Annotated in this window: 16 protein-coding genes and 1 riboswitch; of the genes, 11 read left to right on the forward strand and 5 right to left on the reverse strand. The window is 72.8% G+C overall.

Features of this window, described 5'->3' with window-relative positions:
- Nucleotides 1-54: 54 nt before the first annotated feature.
- Complete coding sequence (locus ACZ4V1_RS06125; RefSeq protein ID WP_468330005.1) at nt 55-951, reverse strand: GNAT family N-acetyltransferase; 897 nt, start codon at nt 949-951, stop codon at nt 55-57.
- A gap of 197 nt (nt 952-1,148) precedes the next feature.
- On the opposite strand from ACZ4V1_RS06125, the gene ACZ4V1_RS06130 reads away from it, so the two are divergent.
- From ACZ4V1_RS06130 to ACZ4V1_RS06150, 5 genes are all read left to right on the forward strand, one after another.
- A complete protein-coding gene (locus tag ACZ4V1_RS06130) occupies nt 1,149-2,678 on the forward strand; it encodes an aldehyde dehydrogenase family protein (RefSeq protein ID WP_468330008.1) in 1,530 nt (509 codons plus the stop codon).
- Nucleotides 2,679-2,750: 72 nt separating this feature from the next.
- Nucleotides 2,751-4,283 carry a GMC family oxidoreductase gene (locus tag ACZ4V1_RS06135; protein ID WP_468330011.1) on the forward strand — a complete coding sequence of 511 codons (1,533 nt, stop codon included), beginning with the start codon at nt 2,751-2,753 and terminating at the stop codon, nt 4,281-4,283.
- Nucleotides 4,280-5,455 carry a quaternary amine ABC transporter ATP-binding protein gene (locus tag ACZ4V1_RS06140; RefSeq protein ID WP_468330014.1) on the forward strand — a complete coding sequence of 392 codons (1,176 nt, stop codon included), beginning with the start codon at nt 4,280-4,282 and terminating at the stop codon, nt 5,453-5,455. The genes ACZ4V1_RS06135 and ACZ4V1_RS06140 overlap by 4 nt, the downstream gene beginning before the upstream one ends.
- On the forward strand, nt 5,455-7,389 hold the full coding sequence (locus ACZ4V1_RS06145) for an ABC transporter permease (protein WP_468330017.1): 1,935 nt from the start codon (nt 5,455-5,457) through the stop codon (nt 7,387-7,389). The genes ACZ4V1_RS06140 and ACZ4V1_RS06145 overlap by 1 nt, the downstream gene beginning before the upstream one ends.
- 1 nt (nt 7,390) lies before the next feature.
- The gene (locus tag ACZ4V1_RS06150) at nt 7,391-8,347 is read left to right on the forward strand and encodes an ABC transporter substrate-binding protein (protein WP_468330020.1); all 957 of its coding nucleotides are present in this window, start codon (nt 7,391-7,393) and stop codon (nt 8,345-8,347) included.
- Nucleotides 8,348-8,350: 3 nt separating this feature from the next.
- Here the strand turns inward: ACZ4V1_RS06150 and ACZ4V1_RS06155 are convergent, their stop codons facing one another.
- The 3 genes from ACZ4V1_RS06155 to ACZ4V1_RS06165 are packed head-to-tail and all read right to left on the reverse strand — an operon-like array spanning nt 8,351 to nt 10,019.
- Entirely contained in the window at nt 8,351-9,073 is a 723-nt protein-coding gene (locus ACZ4V1_RS06155) for an isocitrate lyase/PEP mutase family protein (RefSeq protein WP_468330023.1), read from the reverse strand.
- Complete coding sequence (locus ACZ4V1_RS06160) at nt 9,067-9,513, reverse strand: carboxymuconolactone decarboxylase family protein (RefSeq protein WP_468330026.1); 447 nt, start codon at nt 9,511-9,513, stop codon at nt 9,067-9,069. The genes ACZ4V1_RS06155 and ACZ4V1_RS06160 overlap by 7 nt, the downstream gene beginning before the upstream one ends.
- The gene (locus tag ACZ4V1_RS06165) at nt 9,510-10,019 is read right to left on the reverse strand and encodes a carboxymuconolactone decarboxylase family protein (protein ID WP_468330029.1); all 510 of its coding nucleotides are present in this window, start codon (nt 10,017-10,019) and stop codon (nt 9,510-9,512) included. Before ACZ4V1_RS06165 ends, ACZ4V1_RS06160 begins: the two co-directional genes overlap by 4 nt.
- A 46-nt stretch (nt 10,020-10,065) precedes the next feature.
- On the opposite strand from ACZ4V1_RS06165, the gene pdxR reads away from it, so the two are divergent.
- From pdxR to ACZ4V1_RS06195, 6 genes are all read left to right on the forward strand, one after another.
- Complete coding sequence (gene pdxR / locus ACZ4V1_RS06170) at nt 10,066-11,451, forward strand: MocR-like pyridoxine biosynthesis transcription factor PdxR (protein ID WP_468330032.1); 1,386 nt, start codon at nt 10,066-10,068, stop codon at nt 11,449-11,451.
- A 77-nt stretch (nt 11,452-11,528) separates the two neighbouring features.
- A complete protein-coding gene (locus ACZ4V1_RS06175) occupies nt 11,529-11,900 on the forward strand; it encodes a hypothetical protein (protein ID WP_468330035.1) in 372 nt (123 codons plus the stop codon).
- 8 nt (nt 11,901-11,908) lie between these two features.
- The gene (locus ACZ4V1_RS06180; RefSeq protein ID WP_468330038.1) at nt 11,909-13,093 is read left to right on the forward strand and encodes a glutathionylspermidine synthase family protein; all 1,185 of its coding nucleotides are present in this window, start codon (nt 11,909-11,911) and stop codon (nt 13,091-13,093) included.
- Between the two features lie 68 nt (nt 13,094-13,161).
- Nucleotides 13,162-13,248: riboswitch (ZMP/ZTP riboswitch) on the forward strand.
- Nucleotides 13,249-13,284: 36 nt separating this feature from the next.
- The gene (locus ACZ4V1_RS06185) at nt 13,285-14,730 is read left to right on the forward strand and encodes a glycine hydroxymethyltransferase (RefSeq protein WP_468330041.1); all 1,446 of its coding nucleotides are present in this window, start codon (nt 13,285-13,287) and stop codon (nt 14,728-14,730) included.
- 53 nt (nt 14,731-14,783) lie between these two features.
- On the forward strand, nt 14,784-15,797 hold the full coding sequence (gene trpS / locus ACZ4V1_RS06190; protein WP_468330044.1) for a tryptophan--tRNA ligase: 1,014 nt from the start codon (nt 14,784-14,786) through the stop codon (nt 15,795-15,797).
- 162 nt (nt 15,798-15,959) lie between these two features.
- Nucleotides 15,960-16,538: a 2'-5' RNA ligase family protein gene (locus tag ACZ4V1_RS06195; RefSeq protein WP_468330047.1), complete on the forward strand. Its 579-nt coding sequence runs from the start codon at nt 15,960-15,962 to the stop codon at nt 16,536-16,538.
- 36 nt (nt 16,539-16,574) lie between these two features.
- Here ACZ4V1_RS06195 and ACZ4V1_RS06200 read toward each other — a convergent pair whose 3' ends face one another.
- Nucleotides 16,575-17,330, reverse strand: a complete 756-nt coding sequence (locus tag ACZ4V1_RS06200; RefSeq protein WP_468330050.1) for a decaprenylphospho-beta-D-erythro-pentofuranosid-2-ulose 2-reductase — start codon at nt 17,328-17,330, stop codon at nt 16,575-16,577.
- Nucleotides 17,331-17,340 lie beyond the last annotated feature (10 nt).

Genomic DNA, 17,340 nt, shown 5'->3' on the forward strand with positions numbered 1-17,340 from the left:
CGCCCGTCACGGGCCCCGTTCCGGTGCCGGCCGGGACGGGGCCCGTGCCCGTTCTCAGGCTCCCGGCAGCCGTTTCTCGAACCAGTGCCCGGCGTAGACGTGGTCGGAGTACGCCGGGATCTCCCGGTAGCCGGCCGCCTCGTACATCGCCCGCGCCTCGGTGAGCACGGGGTGCGTGTCGAGCCGTACGACGCCCAGACCGCGGGCGGCGGCCTCGCCCTCCAGCGCGTCGAGCAGGCGCCGGGCCAGCCCGAGCCGCCGGGCGCCGGGATGCACCCACACGTGCTTGATCTCGCCGGCCCCGGATGCCGTCCGCCGCAGCGCCCCGCAGCCGGCCGGCCGCCCCTCCTCGTACGCGACGAGGAACGCCCCGGCGTCCCCCGACACCTCCTCGGGCCCCACGAGGTCGGCGGGGTCGAAGCCCTCGGGGAAGCGCGCGTCCAGGTCGGCGCCGTAGGCGTCCAGGCAGGCGCGGGCGTCCGGGGTGCGGGCGTCGACCGGTGTGACGGTGACGGCGGCCAGCCGCAGCAGGCGCTGGGCGGTGGCCACGGCGTCGGTCAACCGCCGGCGCTGGTCCGGGATGAGCCCTTGGAGCAGCCCGGAGACGAGCCCGTCGGTCCGGCGGTCGTGCTCCGCCACCTCGGCCCGTCCGGCGGGGGTCGGCTCGACCGTACGCAGCCGGCTGTCGCCGGGGTGCACGCCCAGCCGGACCATGCCCTGCGCCCGCAGCGCCTTCACCATCCGGCTCAGGTACCCCGCGTCCAGGCCGAGGCGGACGCGCAGGTCCCGCAGGGACACCCCGGAGCCGCTCTCGGCGATCTCGAAGAGCAGCCGGGCCTCGCCGAGCGGACGGCCCTGGCCGAGACAGCGGTCGTCGAGCACGCCGATGCGGCGCGTGAAGTAGCGGTTGAAGCCGCGCAAGACGGTGGCGTCCTCTGACACTGACCTCATTCCTCTGACTTTAGTCAAAGGAAAACGACGCGCCCATGCACACTTAGTGCCTTTTGCCCCTTTGCTCAGTGATGCGCCGCACTTTCGGACACCGATTCGGCATGCATACGGGGCGGTTGGGCAGGGGCTCACGGTCCCCGACAGTGACACGCGTGTGACACAGGGGGGTGGATCAGGAACGGAAGGCAATACCGATCATGGCGAACAGCACGGAAACCCCGGCGGAGCGCGCGCACCGGACCATTCACGCGGGAGGCGAGTGGCTGGCGGCGTCCTCCGGCGCCACCCGCGACATCCTCGACCCCGCCGACGCCCTGCCGTTCGCCGTGGTCGCGGAGGGCGACGAGAAGGACACCGACCTCGCGGTGGCCGCCGCCCGGCGCGCCTTCGACACCGGCGAGTGGCCGCACACCCCGGTCGCCGAACGCGCCGCCCTGCTGCGCCGCACAGCCGACCTCCTGGTACGCGACCGCGAGCCGCTCGGCCTGCTGGAGAGCCGCGACGCGGGCAAGACCGTCGAGGAGGGCCGGGTCGACATCGACTGCGTCGCCGACGCCTTCCGCTACTTCGCCGACCTGGTCGCCGGCGAGGCCCCCGGCCGGGTCGTCGACGCGGGGTCGCCCGAGGTCCACAGCGTCGTCGTGCACGAGCCGGTCGGCGTCTGCGCGATGATCACGCCCTGGAACTACCCGCTCCTCCAGGCCAGCTGGAAGATCGCCCCGGCGCTCGCGGCCGGCAACACCTTCGTGATCAAGCCCAGCGAGATCACCCCGATGACCACCGTCGCCCTGATCGGCCTGCTGGCCGAGGCCGGTCTCCCCGCCGGCGTCGCCAACGTCGTCACCGGCCCCGGCCACACCGTCGGCGCCCGGCTCGCCGAGCACCCCGACGTCGACCTGGTCTCCTTCACCGGCGGCCTGATCAGCGGCACCAAGGTCGCCCAGGCCGCCGCCGTCACCGTGAAGAAGGTCGCCCTCGAACTCGGCGGCAAGAACCCCAACGTGGTCTTCGCCGACGCCTGCGAGACCGAGGAGGGCTTCGACACCGCCGTCGACCAGGCCCTCAACGCCGCGTTCATCCACAGCGGCCAGGTCTGCTCGGCCGGCGGCCGCCTCATCGTCGAGGAGTCGGTCCGCGAACGCTTCGTCGCCGAACTCGCCCGCCGCGCCGCGAAGATCCGCCTCGGCCGCGGTACCGAGGACGGCGTCGAGTGCGGCCCGCTCGTCTCCGAGCAGCAGCGCGCCAAGACCGAGAACTACGTCGCCTCCGCGCTCGCCGAGGGCGCCGAACTGCGCTGCGGCGGCAAGCGCCCCGAGCCGTCCCCCCAGCGGCCCGCCGAGGGCTACTTCTACGAGCCCACCGTCCTCGACCACTGCCACCGGGAGATGAAGGTCGTACGGGAGGAGGTCTTCGGACCGGTGCTCACCGTCGAGACCTTCCGTACCGAGGACGAGGCCGTAGCCCTCGCCAACGACACCGAGTACGGTCTGGCCGGTGCCGTCTGGACCGCCGACGCCGGACGGGCCCGCCGGGTCGCGGGCCGGCTCCGCCACGGAACCGTCTGGATCAACGACTTCCACCCCTACCTCCCGCAGGCGGAGTGGGGCGGCTTCGGCAAGAGCGGCGTCGGCCGCGAGCTGGGCCCCGCGGGCCTCGCCGAGTACCGCGAGAGCAAGCACGTCTACCAGAACCTCGCGCCGAAGCCCGTCCGCTGGTTCGCGGGCTGACGCCGCCGCACCCCGCCCACACCCCGTCCGGGCCGCCCGGCTCCCCGTCCGCTCACCCTCTGGAGTACCCCCATGCCCGAGACCTCCCACGTCTACGACTACGTCGTCATAGGCGGCGGCACCGCGGGATCGGTGATCGCCTCCCGCCTCACCGAGAACCCGGACGTCACCGTCGCCGTCATCGAGGGCGGCCCCAGTGACGTCGGCCGCGACGACGTGCTGACCCTGCGCCGCTGGATGGGCCTGCTCGGCGGCGAGCTGGACTACGACTACCCCACCACCGAGCAGCCACGCGGCAATTCGCACATCCGGCACAGCCGCGCCCGGGTGCTCGGCGGCTGCTCCTCCCACAACACCCTCATCGCCTTCAAGCCGCTGCCGTCCGACTGGGACGAGTGGGAGGCGGCCGGCGCCAAGGGCTGGGGCGCGGTGCCGATGGAGGCGTACTACGCGCGACTCAAGAACAACGTCGTCCCGGTCGACGAGAAGGACCGGAACGCCATCGCCCGCGACTTCGTCGACTCCGCGCAGAAGGCCCTGGAGGTGCCCCGCGTCGAGGGCTTCAACAAGAAGCCGTTCACCGAGGGCGTCGGCTTCTTCGACCTCGCCTACCACCCCGAGAACAACAAGCGGTCGTCGGCTTCGGTGGCGTACCTGCACCCGGTGATGGACGAGCGGCCCAACCTCACGATCATGCTGGAGACCTGGGCGTACAAGCTCCGGCTCGACGGCACCCGCGCCGAGGGCGTCCACGTCCGCACCAAGGACGGCGAGGAGATCCTCGTCAAGGCACGCAACGAGGTCGTGCTGTGCGCCGGCGCCGTCGACTCGCCCCGCCTGCTGCTGCACTCCGGCATCGGCCCCCGCGAGGACCTCGAAGCCCTCGGCATACCCGTGGCGCTCGACCTGCCCGGTGTCGGCGAGAACCTGCTCGACCACCCCGAGTCGGTGATCGTGTGGGAGACCAACGGCCCCATCCCGGAGAACTCCGCGATGGACTCCGACGCCGGTCTGTTCGTGCGCCGCGACCCCGGACACGCGGGCCCCGACCTGATGTTCCACTTCTACCAGATCCCCTTCACGGACAACCCGGAGCGCCTCGGCTACGAGCGCCCGGAGTTCGGCGTCTCCATGACCCCGAACATCCCCAAGCCGAAGAGCCGCGGCCGCCTCTACCTCACCAGCGCCGACCCCTCCGTGAAGCCCGCCCTGGACTTCCGCTACTTCACCGACGAGGACGACTACGACGGCCGCACCCTCGTCGACGGCATCAAGATCGCGCGTGAGGTCGCCAAGGCCGAGCCGCTGGCCGGGTGGCTCAAGCGCGAGGTGTGCCCCGGTCCGGACGTGACCGGCGACGAGGAGCTGAGCGAGTACGCCCGCAAGGTCGCCCACACCGTCTACCACCCGGCGGGCACCTGCAAGATGGGCGCCGCCACCGACGAGCGGGCCGTCGTCGACCCCGAGCTGCGCGTCCGCGGCCTCGAGGGCATCCGCATCGCCGACGCCTCCGTCTTCCCGACCATGCCCGCCGTGAACCCGATGATCGGCGTCCTCATGGTCGGCGAGCGCGCCGTCGAGCTGATCGGCGGTGACGCCCGATGAGCACCTCCACCAACGCCGGTACGCCGCCGGGTACGTCCGAGGCCACCGACACCGCCGCCCCGGTCTTCTCCGTGGACGGCCTGTGGAAGGTCTTCGGCCCCAAGGCCGCCCGCATCCCCGCCGACCCGGAGCTGGCCGCCCTGAGCCCGGCCGAGCTGCGCTCGCGCACCGGCTGCACGGCCGCCGTGGCCGACGTCTCCTTCGACGTGCGCAAGGGCGAGGTCTTCGTCGTCATGGGCCTGTCCGGCTCCGGCAAGTCCACCCTCGTACGCTGCCTGACCCGGCTGATCGAGCCGACCGCGGGCTCCATCGCCATCGACGGCGAGGACGTCCGCGCCATGGACAAGTCCCGGCTGCGCGAACTGCGCCGCCACCGCGCCGCGATGGTCTTCCAGCACTTCGGCCTGCTCCCGCACCGCACGGTCCTCGACAACGTGGCCTACGGCCTGGAGATCCAGGGCATGGGCCGCGCCGAGCGCCGCGAGCGTGCCGCCGCCATCGTCGCCAAGGTCGGTCTGGAGGGTCTGGAACACCGCAGGCCCGGCCAGCTCTCCGGCGGTCAGCGCCAGCGCGTCGGCCTCGCCCGCGCACTCGCCGTCGACCCCGAGGTCCTGCTGTTCGACGAGCCGTTCAGCGCGCTCGACCCGCTGATCCGGCGGGACATGCAGGAGGAGGTCGTCCGGCTGCACCGCGAGGAGGGCCGCACCATGGTCTTCATCACCCACGACCTCCAGGAAGCCCTCAAGCTGGGCGACCGCATCGCGCTGATGCGCGACGGCCGGGTCGTGCAGCTCGGCACCCCGGAGGAGATCGTCGGCTCGCCCGCCGACGACTACGTCCGCGAGTTCGTCCGCGACGTCCCGCGCGAGCAGGTCCTCACCGTCCGTACGGCCATGCGCCCCGCGTCCTCGGCCGACGAGGCCGGCACCGGCCCCGCGCTCCGCCCCGAGGCCACGGTGTCGGAGGCCATCGAGGCCGTCGCCCGCGCCGGCTCGCCGGCCCGCGTGATGGACGACGGCCGCTGCCTGGGCGTGGTCGACGCGGACGCCCTGCTCGGCGTCGTCGCCGGGACCGGCGGCGCACGCCGCGAGGCCACGGAACGCCCCGGGGAGGCTGATGCCCCCGGGACGGAACTCGCCAAGGAGGCGGATCAGCGCAAGGAGGCGGTCTGATGGCCACGGTCACCGCCACCGCCGCCCGCCCCGGCGCGCTGCGCCGCCCGGCCGCCCGCAAGCTGCTGGCCCTGGCGGTCGCCGCCGCGATCCTCGTCCCGTTCGCCGTCACCCAGTGGGGCGGCACCACCTGGCCGTCCGCCCTCACCGTCGACGTCTCCGAGCCGCTCGGCAAGGCCAGCGACTGGATCATCGACAACCGCGACAGCCACCCGCTGTTCCTTTACTTCTTCGGCCACGTCAGCAACGTCGTCGTCATCGCCGTACGCGCCGTGTACCTCGCCCTCCTCGCCGTCGGCTGGGCCGGGGTCACCGCGATCGGCGCCCTCGTCGCCTGGCGGGTGGCCGGCGTGCGGCTGGCGCTGGGCACGGCCGCCGCCTTCCTCGCGTGCGGGCTGCTCGGCATGTGGGTGCCGACCATGCAGACCCTCGCCCTGATGGTCGTCGCGGTCCTCGCGTCGGTCGCCGTGGGCGCCCTGCTGGGCCTGGCCGCCGGTCTCTCCGACCGGATGGACCGCGTCCTGCGCCCGGTGCTCGACACCATGCAGGTGCTGCCCGCCTTCGCCTACCTCCTCCCCGTCGTCCTGGTCTTCGGCATCGGCGTCCCCGCCGCCGTCCTGGCCACCGTCGTCTACGCCGCCCCGCCGATGGCCCGGCTCACCGCCCTCGGCCTGCGCGGCGCCGACAAGGAGGTGCTGGAGGCCGTCGAGTCCCTGGGCACCACCGCCCGCCAGCGGCTGCTGACCGCCCGGATCCCGCTCGCCCGCAAGGAGCTCCTGCTCGGCGTCAACCAGACGATCATGATGGCGCTCTCCATGGCCGTCATCGCCTCCGTCATCGGCGCCGGCGGCCTCGGCGACCGCGTGTACCAGGCGCTCGCCTCGGTCGACGTGGGCGCGGCCCTCGCCGCCGGCATCCCGATCGTGCTGCTCGCCGTCGTCCTGGACCGCGTGACCGGCGCGGCGGGGGAGCGGCTCGGCGAGCCCGGGAAGTCCCCGGTGACCTGGCTGTACGCCCTGGCCGCCGCCGTGGCCGTCGCGGTCGCCGGACGGCTCGCCGGCTTCCTCGACTGGCCCGACGCGTGGGAGGTGGACATCGCCGAGCCCGTCAACCGGGCCGTCGACTGGATGACCGCCCACCTGTACTCCGGCGTGCCCGTCGTCGGCGGCACCGCCGACTGGGCCGGGCACTTCACCAGCTGGATCCTCAACCCGCTCCGGGACGGCCTCCAGTGGCTGCCCTGGTGGTCCGTGCTCCTGATCGTCGCCGCCCTGGCCTGGCTGATCGGCACCTGGCGCACCGCGCTCACCGCCGTTCTCGCGATGGCCGCGATCGGCGTGCTCGGCGTGTGGAACCCGTCCCTGGACACGCTCTCGCAGGTCCTCGCCGCCGTCGCCGTGACCCTGGTCATCGGCTTCGCGACGGGCATCGCCGCCGCCCGCAGCGACCGCTTCGAGCGCCTGCTGCGGCCCGTCCTGGACGTCTTCCAGACGATGCCGCAGTTCGTGTACCTCATCCCGGTCGTCGCCCTCTTCGGCGTGGGCCGCGCGCCCGCCGCGGCCGCCGCGGTCGTCTACGCCCTCCCGGCCGTCGTCCGCATCACCACCCAGGGCCTGCGCCAGGTGGACCCGGCCGCCCTGGAGTCGGCCCGCTCGCTCGGCGCCACCAGCGGTCAGCAACTGCGCCAGGTCCAGCTGCCGCTGGCCCGCCGCTCCCTGCTGCTCGCCGTCAACCAGGGCGTCGTCCTGGTCCTCGCCGTCGTCATCATCGGCGGTCTGGTCGGCGGTGGCGCGCTCGGCTACCAGGTCGTCTTCGGCCTGGCCCAGGGCGACCTGGCGACCGGCCTGGTGGCCGGCGCGGCGATCGTCTGCCTCGGCCTGATGCTCGACCGGGTCACCCAGCCGACCGAACGCCGTCCGGAGAAGGGAGCCTGACATGCGGATGCGTACCACCACCGCCATCGCCTCGGTCGCCGCGCTGACGCTGCTGACCGGCTGCGGCGCCGCCGACATGACCAAGCAGGCGTCCCCGTACGCCAACGCCCAGGGCGCCAAGACGGTGACCCTCTCCGTGCAGTCCTGGGTCGGCGCCCAGGCCAACGTGGCCGTCGCCCAGTACCTGCTGGAGCACGAGCTGGGCTACCGCGTCGACACCGTCCAGGTCGACGAGGTCCCCGCCTGGGACGCGCTCAGCCAGGGCCGGGTCGACGCCATCCTGGAGGACTGGGGCCACCCCGAGCAGGAGCAGCGCTACGTCCAGGACAAGGAGACCATCGCCCCCGGCGGCGACCTCGGCGTCACCGGCCACATCGGCTGGTTCGTCCCGACGTACTTCGCGAAGAAGCACCCGGACGTGACGGACTGGAAGAACCTCGACAAGTACGCCGAGCTGATGCGCACCGCGGAGAGCGGCGACAAGGGCCAGCTGATGGACGGCTCCCCGTCCTACGTCACCAACGACAAGGCCCTGGTGAAGAATCTCGGCCTGGACTACAAGGTCGTCTTCGCCGGCTCCGAGGCGGCCCAGATCACCCAGATCCAGCAGTTCGCCAAGGAGAAGAAGCCCTTCCTGACCTACTGGTACACCCCCCAGTGGCTCTTCGAGAAGGTGCCGATGACCGAGGTGAAGCTGCCGCCCTACAAGGAGGGCTGCGACGCCGACCCGGCGAAGGTCGACTGCGCCTACCCGGTCACCGAACTGCAGAAGTACCTCAACGCCGGATTCGCGAAGGACGGCGGCGAGGCGGCGGAGTTCCTCAAGAGGTTCAAGTGGACGACCGAGGACCAGAACCAGGTGTCCCTGATGATCGCCGAGCAGAAGATGCGGCCCGAGGAGGCGGCGAAGAAGTGGGTGGACAGCCACGAGTCCGTCTGGAAGAAGTGGCTGCCCTGACCCTCACCTCGCGAGTCCGGCGGCGATGTCCCGCAGCGCCCGCACCGCGCGCCGCTGGAGACCCGGCCCGAACGTGATCCTGGTGGCCCCGAGTCCGCCGAGTTCGGCGGGCGAGGGGCCCTGGCCGGGCAGCGCGCCGACGTTGACCGGCCCCTGGATCCCGGCCCGCAGCAGCGGCAGTACGCCGACGGGGGCGCCGATCGGGTACACGCAGTCGGCGCCCGCGGCGACGTACAGCGCGGCCCGCTCGATCACCGCGCCCGGGTCGTCGACCCCGCGGACGAACGTGTCGACGCGGGCGTTGACGAACAGCCGGTCCCCGGCCGCCGCCCGCACCCCGGCCAGCCACTCCGCGTGCTCCCGCGGGTCCTTGAGCACCCCGTTCGCGGAGTCCTCCAGGTTGCAGCCCACGGCGCCCGCCTCCAGCAGCCGCTCCACCAGCTCCTTCGGCGCCAGCCCGTACCCGTCCTCGACGTCCGCCGACACGGGCACGTCCACGGCCCGCGCGATCCGGGCGACCGCCGCGAACATCTCCTCTGCCGGGGTCTGCCCGTCCTCGTAGCCGAGACAGGCCGCGACCCCCGCACTGGGCGTCGCGAGCGCCGGGAACCCGGCCTCCGCGAACACGCGGGCGCTCGCCGCGTCCCAGGGGCCGGGCAGGACGAGCGGGTCCTCCGGGGCGCGGCCGTGGTGGAGGGCGCGGAATCGGTCGCTCTTGGTCACCATGCACTGCTCCCCGGAGGAATCCGCCGGCCGACCATCAGCCGGTTCCAGCTGTTGATCGTAGTGATCAGTGCGAGCAGGTGGGCCAGCTGGGCGGCGTCGAAGTGCCGGGCGGCCTCCTCGTACACGTCGTCCGGCACGAAGCCCTCGGTCAGCACCGTGACCGCCTCGGTGAGCGCCAGGGCGGCCCGTTCCCGCGCGTCGAAGACCTCCGCGGCCTCCTCCCAGGAGGCGAGCAGACCGAGCCGCCGTTCGTCCACCCCCTGCTCGCGTGCGATGCCGAGGTGCATGTCCAGGCAGAACGCGCAGTGGTTGAGCTGCGAGGCGCGGATCTGCACCAGCTCCGCGAGGGCCGGGTCGCCCAGGCCCTGTTTGGCGGCGGCGCTCAGGGACCGCAGCGCGGACCGGACGCCGTCGTCCAGGAGCCTGGTACGCACCGTCACCGGTACTGGCCCGGCTGGTAGTGGCCCGGGGTCATCCGGCAGGTCACGCCGAACCGGTTCCAGGCGTTGATCACCGTGATCGCGGCGATCAGCTGGGCCAGCTCCGGCTCCTCGAAGTGCTCGGCGGCCTTCTCGTAGACCGCGTCGGGCACGAAACCGTCGGTCAGGACCGTCACCGCCTCGGTCAGTTCGAGCGCCGCCAGCTCCTTCTCCGTGTAGAAGTGCCGCGACTCCTCCCACGCGTTGAGCTGGACGATCCGTTCCACGCTCTCGCCGGCCGCGAGGGCGTCCTTGGTGTGCATGTCGATGCAGAGAGCGCAGTGGTTGATCTGGGAGGCGCGGATCTTCACCAGTTCGTGGACGGCCGGGTCCAGCCCCCGCCTGGCGGCGGTGTCGAGCCGGATCATCGCCTTGTAGACCTCGGGCGCGTGCTGGGACCAGTTCAGGCGGACGGGCGGTTCGGGGGCGTATCCCGCGGTGTTCGGGTCGTCGGTGTGCGTGGTCATGCCTCGACCCTAGGAAGGAGGCAGCCCAGGGGTATGGTCCATTTCCATGGCGGAATCATGGGCCACTCTGGGCGTCGACCTGCATCTGGAACCCACCGGACCGGGCCTGCGCCGCGGTCTCACCGACGCCCTGCGCGAGGCCGTCCGCACCGGCCGCCTGGCCGCCGGCACCCGGCTGCCCTCCTCCCGCACGCTCGCCGCCGACCTCGGCATCGCCCGCAACACCGTCGCCGACGCCTACGCCGACCTCGTCGCCGAGGGCTGGCTCACCGCGCGCCAGGGCTCGGGCACCCGCGTCGCGGAGCGCGTCGTCGCCCCGTCGGCCGACGCCCCGCCCCGGCGCCCCCGAGAGCGCGCCCGCCCCGCCTACGACCTGCGTCCGGGCACCCCCGACCTGGCCTCCTTCCCGCGCACCGAGTGGCTCAAGGCCGCCCGCCGCGCCGTCACCGCCGCTCCCAACGACGCGTTCGGCTACGGCGACCCCCGCGGCCGGCCCGAGCTGCGCACCGCGCTGGCCGGCTACCTCGCCCGGGCCCGCGGCGTGCGCGCCGGCCCCGGGCACCTGCTGATCTGCGCAGGCGTCGCGCACGGCCTGGTGCTGCTGGCCGCCGTACTGCGGGCACGCGGCGTGCACACCGTGGCCGTCGAGTCGTACGGCCTCCACGTGCACCGCGACCTGCTGGAGGCCGCCGGTCTGCGCACCGTCCCACTGCCCGTCGACGACCGGGGCGCGGACCCGGAGGCGCTCGCGGACGCGGGCGCCGTCCTGCTCACCCCCGCCCACCAGTTCCCGACGGGCGTGCCGCTGCATCCCGACCGCAGGGCGGCCGTCGTGGACTGGGCGCGGCGCACCGGCGGGCTGGTCCTGGAGGACGACTACGACGGCGAGTTCCGCTACGACCGCCAGCCCGTCGGCGCCCTCCAGGGCCTGGCCCCCGACCGCGTCGTCTACCTCGGCACCGCCAGCAAGTCCCTCGCCCCCGGCCTGCGGCTGGCCTGGGCGGTGCTCCCGCCGGGCCTCGCCGACGAGATCGCGACGGCGCGCGGCATCGACACCTGCGGGGTGCTGGAGCAGCTCACGCTGGCCGAGTTCCTCACCTCCGGCGCCTACGACCGCCACGTCCGCTCCGCCCGCCTGCGTTACCGGCGCCGCCGGGACGCCCTGGTCGCCGCGCTCGCCGACCGCGTCCCCGAGGTGCGGATCGCCGGCATCGCGGCCGGCCTGCACGTGGTCCTCGGGCTGCCGCCCGGCACCGAGCGGCAGGTGGTCCGGTCGGCGGCCTGGCAGGGCCTGGGCCTGCACGGCCTGTCCCTCTTCCGCCACCCGCGGGCCGCGACCGGGCCGTTGGACGCGGTGGTCGTCGGCTACGGCACCCCGCCCGACCACGCCTGGGCGGGGGCCCTGGACGCGCTGTGCCGGGCGCTGCCGTAAAGTCCACCCGCGACGGGGCCCGTCACTCGACCGGCCCAACTGCCGTACACGCGCACGGACAACGGGGAGACAAGGAAATGGCGGAGACCCGGCGACGGCTGCGGTCGAGCACCGTGGTGCTCGGTGGCATGGGAGTGCTCGCGGCGGCCCTGAGCGCGTGCGGCTCGGACCCCGACCGCCGCTGCGTGGACCGCGACAGCTACGACTACGTGAACGGCTACAAGGTCGTCGCCGACAAGAACTGCAAGTCGGGCTCGTCCGGCGGTTCGTACGGCAAGGGCGGCAAGGGCGGCAAGAAGAGGTCCGGCTCTTCGAGGGTGTCCGACGCCGACTGGTACTACGACGCCGACGTCAGCAACGGCCGGGCCGACTACGGCACCTTCAGCCGTGACGAGGCCGTCGACCGCGGCGGCTTCGGCTGCTCCGGCTCCGGCAGCGGCGGCGGCTGAGGCCGGCCGTGGACCGCCGCACGACCGAGCCCCGCCCCGGCTGGCAGCAGACCGTGGAGGAGCAGGGCTGCATCTACCCCCTGACCCGCTACCCCGACGACTCCCTGCGCCCCTACTGGGACGAGAGCGCCTACTACGTCTTCTCCCTGCCCGAGGTCGAGGCGCTGGAGGAGGCCGTCGAGGAACTGCACCGCATGTGCCTGGCGGCGGCCGGGCACATCGTCACCGCCGGCCGCTTCGCCGAGCTCGGCATCACCGACCCGCGGGTGGTCCGGGCGGTCACCGAGGCCTGGCACCGCCGCGCCGAACTCCCCTCCGTCTACGCCCGCTTCGACCTGCGCTACGACGGCACGGGACCCGCCAAGCTCCTGGAGTACAACGCGGACACCCCGACCTCCCTCGTCGAGGCCGCGTCCCCGCAGTGGTTCTGGATGGAGGAGAGCTTCCCCGGCGCCGACCAGTGGAACAGCCTCCACGAGCGTCTCGTCGACGCCTGGAGGAAGCAGGCCGCCCTCCTCCCGCCCGGCAGCCCGCTGTACTTCGCGAACTCCGAGGCCGACGAGCTGGGCGAGGACCTGATGACGGTCGCCTACCTCAAGGAGACCGCCGAACAGGCCGGCCTGGAGACCGAGTGGATCTCCATGGAGGAGATCGGCTGGGACCGCCTCTCCGGCCGCTTCGTCGACGGCAGGCTCCGCTTCATCCGCAGCATCTTCAAGCTCTACCCCTGGGAGTGGCTGACCACCGACCGCTTCGCCGGCCACGTCCTGGACACCCTCGACAACGGCGGCGGCACCGGCACCACCCTGTGGATCGAGCCCGCCTGGAAGATGCTGCTCAGCAACAAGGCCCTGCTGGCGATCCTCTGGGAGCTGTACCCCGGCCATCCGAACCTGCTGCCGGCCTACCTGGACGGCCCGCGCGACATGGCCCGTACCACCGGCTACGTCGCCAAGCCCCTGCTGGGCCGCGAGGGTGCCGGCGTCACGGTCCACCGCCCCGGCACGGACGCGCCCCCGCGCACCGAACCGTGCTGCTACCAGGAGCTGGCCCCGCTGCCGGACTTCGACGGCAACCGCGTCGTCCTGGGCGCGTGGGTGGTCGAGAACGAGTCGGCGGGACTGGGCATCAGGGAGTCGAGCGGCCTGGTGACGGACGAGTACGCGAGATTCCTGCCCCACGTGATCCTCTAGAGACGACCACACGGACGCTCCCGCATCGCGGACACCGACGGCACCGGCGAAGCGCACCCGGTAGGCTGAATCCGGGCCGTGACTGGCGCGCTGGGATGGGACCAACCATCGGGGAGCGGCCCGAGCAACGAGAGCCGTGCGCCTGGGCCGTCCGTACCGTGAACGCTGACCGTCAACGTCCGGAGGCCCCCGTGCCCGCAGAAATCTCCCCCGAGTCCACCGCCTACCGAGCCGCCCTCGACGTCATCCGCGCCGTCGAGCCGCGTGTCGCCGACGCCATCGGCCAGGAGGTCGCCGACCAGCGCGAGATGCTCAAGCTGATCGCCTCCGAGAACTACGCCTCGCCGGCCACGCTCCTGACCATGGGCAACTGGTTCAGCGACAAGTACGCCGAGGGCACCATCGGCCGCCGCTTCTACGCCGGCTGCCGCAACGTGGACACCGTCGAGTCGCTGGCCGCCGAGCACGCGCGCGAACTCTTCGGCGCCCGTCACGCCTACGTCCAGCCGCACTCCGGCATCGACGCCAACCTGGTCGCCTTCTGGGCCGTCCTCGGCGCCCGCGTCGAGGTGCCGTTCCTGGAGAAGGCCGGCGCCCGCCAGGTCAACGACCTCACCGACGCCGACTGGGCCGAGCTGCGCCAGGCCTTCGGCAACCAGCGGATGCTCGGCATGTCCCTGGACGCCGGCGGCCACCTCACCCACGGCTTCCGCCCGAACATCAGCGGCAAGATGTTCGACCAGCGCTCCTACGGCACCGACCCGGCCACCGGCCTGATCGACTACGAGGCCCTGCGCGCCTCCGCCCGCGAGTTCAAGCCACTGATCATCGTCGCGGGCTACTCCGCGTACCCGCGCCTGGTGAACTTCCGGATCATGCGTGAGATCGCCGACGAGGTCGGCGCGACCCTGATGGTCGACATGGCGCACTTCGCGGGCCTCGTCGCCGGCAAGGTGCTCACCGGCGACTTCGATCCCGTCCCGCACGCCCAGATCGTGACGACCACCACCCACAAGTCGCTGCGCGGCCCGCGCGGCGGCATGGTCCTGTGCGACGACTCCCTCAAGGACCAGGTCGACCGCGGCTGCCCGATGGTCCTCGGCGGCCCGCTCCCGCACGTCATGGCCGCCAAGGCCGTCGCCCTCGCCGAGGCCCGGCAGCCCGCCTTCCAGGACTACGCCCAGCGCATCGTCGACAACGCCCGCGCCCTCGCCGAGGGCCTGACGCGGCGCGGCGCCACCCTGGTGACCGGCGGCACGGACAACCACCTGAACCTGATCGACGTGGCGTCCTCCTACGGCCTCACCGGCCGCCAGGCCGAGGCCGCCCTCCTCGACTCCGGCATCGTCACCAACCGCAACGCCATCCCGGCCGACCCGAACGGCGCCTGGTACACCTCCGGCATCCGCATCGGCACCCCGGCGCTCACCACGCGCGGCCTGGGCACGGCGGAGATGGACGAGGTGGCGGGCCTCATCGACCGCGTCCTGACCACCACCGAGCCGGGCACCACCAAGTCGGGCGCCCCCTCGAAGGCCGCCCACGTCCTCGACGCCAAGATCGCGGACGAGGTCTCCCGCCGCGCGACGGACCTGGTGGCGGGCTTCCCGCTGTACCCGGAGATCGACCTCGGCTGACAGCTGCCGACCAGGGGAACGACCCTGCGGTGGAACCTGAGACAATGATGCGCATGGCCTCTGACCGACCCCGCGTGCTCTCCGGAATCCAGCCCACCGCAGGCTCGTTCCACCTCGGCAACTACCTGGGCGCCGTCCGCCAGTGGGTGGCCCTGCAGGAGACCCACGACGCGTTCTACATGGTCGTCGACCTGCACGCGATCACGGTTCCGCAGGACCCGAAGGAGCTGCGCGCCAACACCCGGCTCGCCACCGCCCAGCTGCTGGCCGCCGGGCTGGACCCGGACCGCTGCACGCTCTTCGTCCAGAGCCACGTCCCCGAGCACGCCCAGCTGGCCTGGGTCATGAACTGCCTCACCGGCTTCGGCGAGGCCTCCCGCATGACCCAGTTCAAGGACAAGTCCGCGAAGCAGGGCGCCGACCGCGCCTCCGTCGGCCTGTTCACCTACCCGGTACTCCAGGTCGCGGACATCCTGCTCTACCAGGCCGACGAGGTCCCCGTCGGCGAGGACCAGCGCCAGCACATCGAGCTGACCCGCGACCTGGCCGAGCGCTTCAACGGCCGCTTCGGCGAGGCCTTCACCGTCCCCTCCGCGTACATCCTCAAGGAGACGGGCAAGATCTACGACCTCCAGGACCCGTCGATCAAGATGAGCAAGTCGGCGTCCACGCCGAAGGGCCTCATCAACCTCCTGGACGAGCCCAAGGCCACCGCCAAGAAGGTCAAGAGCGCCGTCACCGACACGGACACCGTGATCCGCTTCGACCCGGAGAACAAGCCGGGCGTCAGCAACCTCCTCTCCATCTACTCCACCCTCACGGGGGCGGGTGTCGCCGAGCTGGAGGAGAAGTACGCCGGCAAGGGCTACGGGGCGCTCAAGACGGACCTCGCCGAGGTCATGGTCGAGTTCGTGACCCCCTTCCGGGAGCGCACCCAGCAGTACCTGGACGACCCCGAGACGCTGGACTCGATCCTGGCCAAGGGAGCGGAGAAGGCCCGTGCCGTCGCCGCGGAGACCCTCGCCCGGACGTACGACCTGGTGGGCTTCCTGCCCGCCAAGCACTGACCCGCCGCACCGCCCCGACCACCGGCCCAGCACCCGTCGCGCGCCCCGGCACGCCGCCGTAGCGCTGCACATCACTCCGGTTGCGCCTGCCCCGGGCACGGTCGTGGCCGTACAGTCGATACCGGGTGTCCGACAGAACGACACGTAACGACAGGAGACGACGTGGGGACCGTAACGATCGGCGTGTCGATCGCGGTCCCGGAGCCTCACGGCAGCAAGCTCCAGCAGCTGCGCGCGGGCTTCGGCGACGCCGCTGCTCACGGCATCCCCACGCACGTCACCCTGCTGCCGCCGACCGAGGTCGACGGCGCCGCGCTGCCCGCGATCGAGGCACACCTGGCGGAGGTGGCGGCGCGCGGCCGGCCCTTCCCGATGCGGCTGTCCGGCACCGGGACCTTCCGCCCGCTGTCGCCCGTGGTCTTCGTCCAGGTGGTCGAGGGCGCCGCGGCCTGCTCCTGGCTGCAAAAGCGCGTCCGCGACGCCTCCGGGCCGGTCCCCCGCGAACTGCAGTTCCCGTACCATCCGCACGTCACCGTGGCGCACGGCATCGAGGAAGCGGCGATGGACCGCGCCTTCGACGAGCTGTCCGACTACGAGGCCCAGTGGCCCTGCACCGGCTTCGCGCTCTACGAGCAGGGTGCCGACGGGGTGTGGCGCCAGCTGCGCGAGTTCCCCTTCGGCAGCGCCACGGTGCCCCCGCAGGCGGGACGCGTGGAGAGCGGTTCCCTGCCGACGCGGTAGCAGCCCGCACGTCGGGCGCCCGTCAGGCGGTCCGGCTCACACCGGCAGCCGTCGGAACACCCCGCGCGGCAGATGCCGCAGCGCGGACATCAGCACGCGCAGCGCGCCCGGCACCCACACCGTCTCCGAACGCCGCCGCAGCCCCAGCTCGATGGCCGTGGCGACCGCCTCCGGCGTCGTGGCGAGCGGCGCCTCCTCCATCCCGGCGGTCATCCGCGACCGCACGAACCCGGGCCGTACGACCATGACGTGCACGCCCGTGCCGTGCAGCGCGTCGCCGAGGCCCTGCGCGAAGGCGTCCAGGCCGGCCTTGCTGGAGCCGTAGATGAAGTTGGCGCGACGGGCCCGCTCCCCGGCCACGGAGGAGAGCACCACCAGGGAGCCGTGGCCCTGTGCCTGGAGCGCGCGGGCGCTGACCAGCCCGGCCGAGACCGCGCCGGTGTAGTTGGTCTGCGCGACCCGCACGGCGTTGAGCGGCTCGCGCTCGTCGTGCGCCTGGTCGCCCAGGACGCCGAAGGCCAGCAGCACCAGGTCGATGTCGCCCTCGGCGAAGACCTTGCCGAGCACCGCCTCGTGGGACTCGGGGTCGAGCGCGTCGAAGGTGACGGTGCGCACCTCGGCGCCGAGGCCGCGCAACTGCCCGGCCGCCTCGTCCAGGGCGGGGGAGGGGCGGCCGGCCAGCCACACGGTGCGGGTGCGGCGGGCGACCAGACGGCGCGCGGTGGCGAGCGCGATCTCGGACGTACCGCCGAGGACGAGAAGGGACTGGGGGAGGCCGAAGGCGTCCTTCACGACAGCTCCT

This window comes from Streptomyces sp. NPDC028991 (genome assembly GCF_055564775.1).

Coding starts and splice junctions, on each gene's coding strand:
- ACZ4V1_RS06125 (WP_468330005.1), bottom strand. CDS start 951: ATGAGGTCAGTGTCAGAGGACGCCACCGTCTTGCGCGGCTTCAACCGC.
- ACZ4V1_RS06130 (WP_468330008.1), top strand. CDS start 1,149: ATGGCGAACAGCACGGAAACCCCGGCGGAGCGCGCGCACCGGACCATT.
- ACZ4V1_RS06135 (WP_468330011.1), top strand. CDS start 2,751: ATGCCCGAGACCTCCCACGTCTACGACTACGTCGTCATAGGCGGCGGC.
- ACZ4V1_RS06140 (WP_468330014.1), top strand. CDS start 4,280: ATGAGCACCTCCACCAACGCCGGTACGCCGCCGGGTACGTCCGAGGCC.
- ACZ4V1_RS06145 (WP_468330017.1), top strand. CDS start 5,455: ATGGCCACGGTCACCGCCACCGCCGCCCGCCCCGGCGCGCTGCGCCGC.
- ACZ4V1_RS06150 (WP_468330020.1), top strand. CDS start 7,391: ATGCGGATGCGTACCACCACCGCCATCGCCTCGGTCGCCGCGCTGACG.
- ACZ4V1_RS06155 (WP_468330023.1), bottom strand. CDS start 9,073: ATGGTGACCAAGAGCGACCGATTCCGCGCCCTCCACCACGGCCGCGCC.
- ACZ4V1_RS06165 (WP_468330029.1), bottom strand. CDS start 10,019: ATGACCACGCACACCGACGACCCGAACACCGCGGGATACGCCCCCGAA.
- pdxR (WP_468330032.1), top strand. CDS start 10,066: ATGGCGGAATCATGGGCCACTCTGGGCGTCGACCTGCATCTGGAACCC.
- ACZ4V1_RS06175 (WP_468330035.1), top strand. CDS start 11,529: ATGGCGGAGACCCGGCGACGGCTGCGGTCGAGCACCGTGGTGCTCGGT.
- trpS (WP_468330044.1), top strand. CDS start 14,784: ATGGCCTCTGACCGACCCCGCGTGCTCTCCGGAATCCAGCCCACCGCA.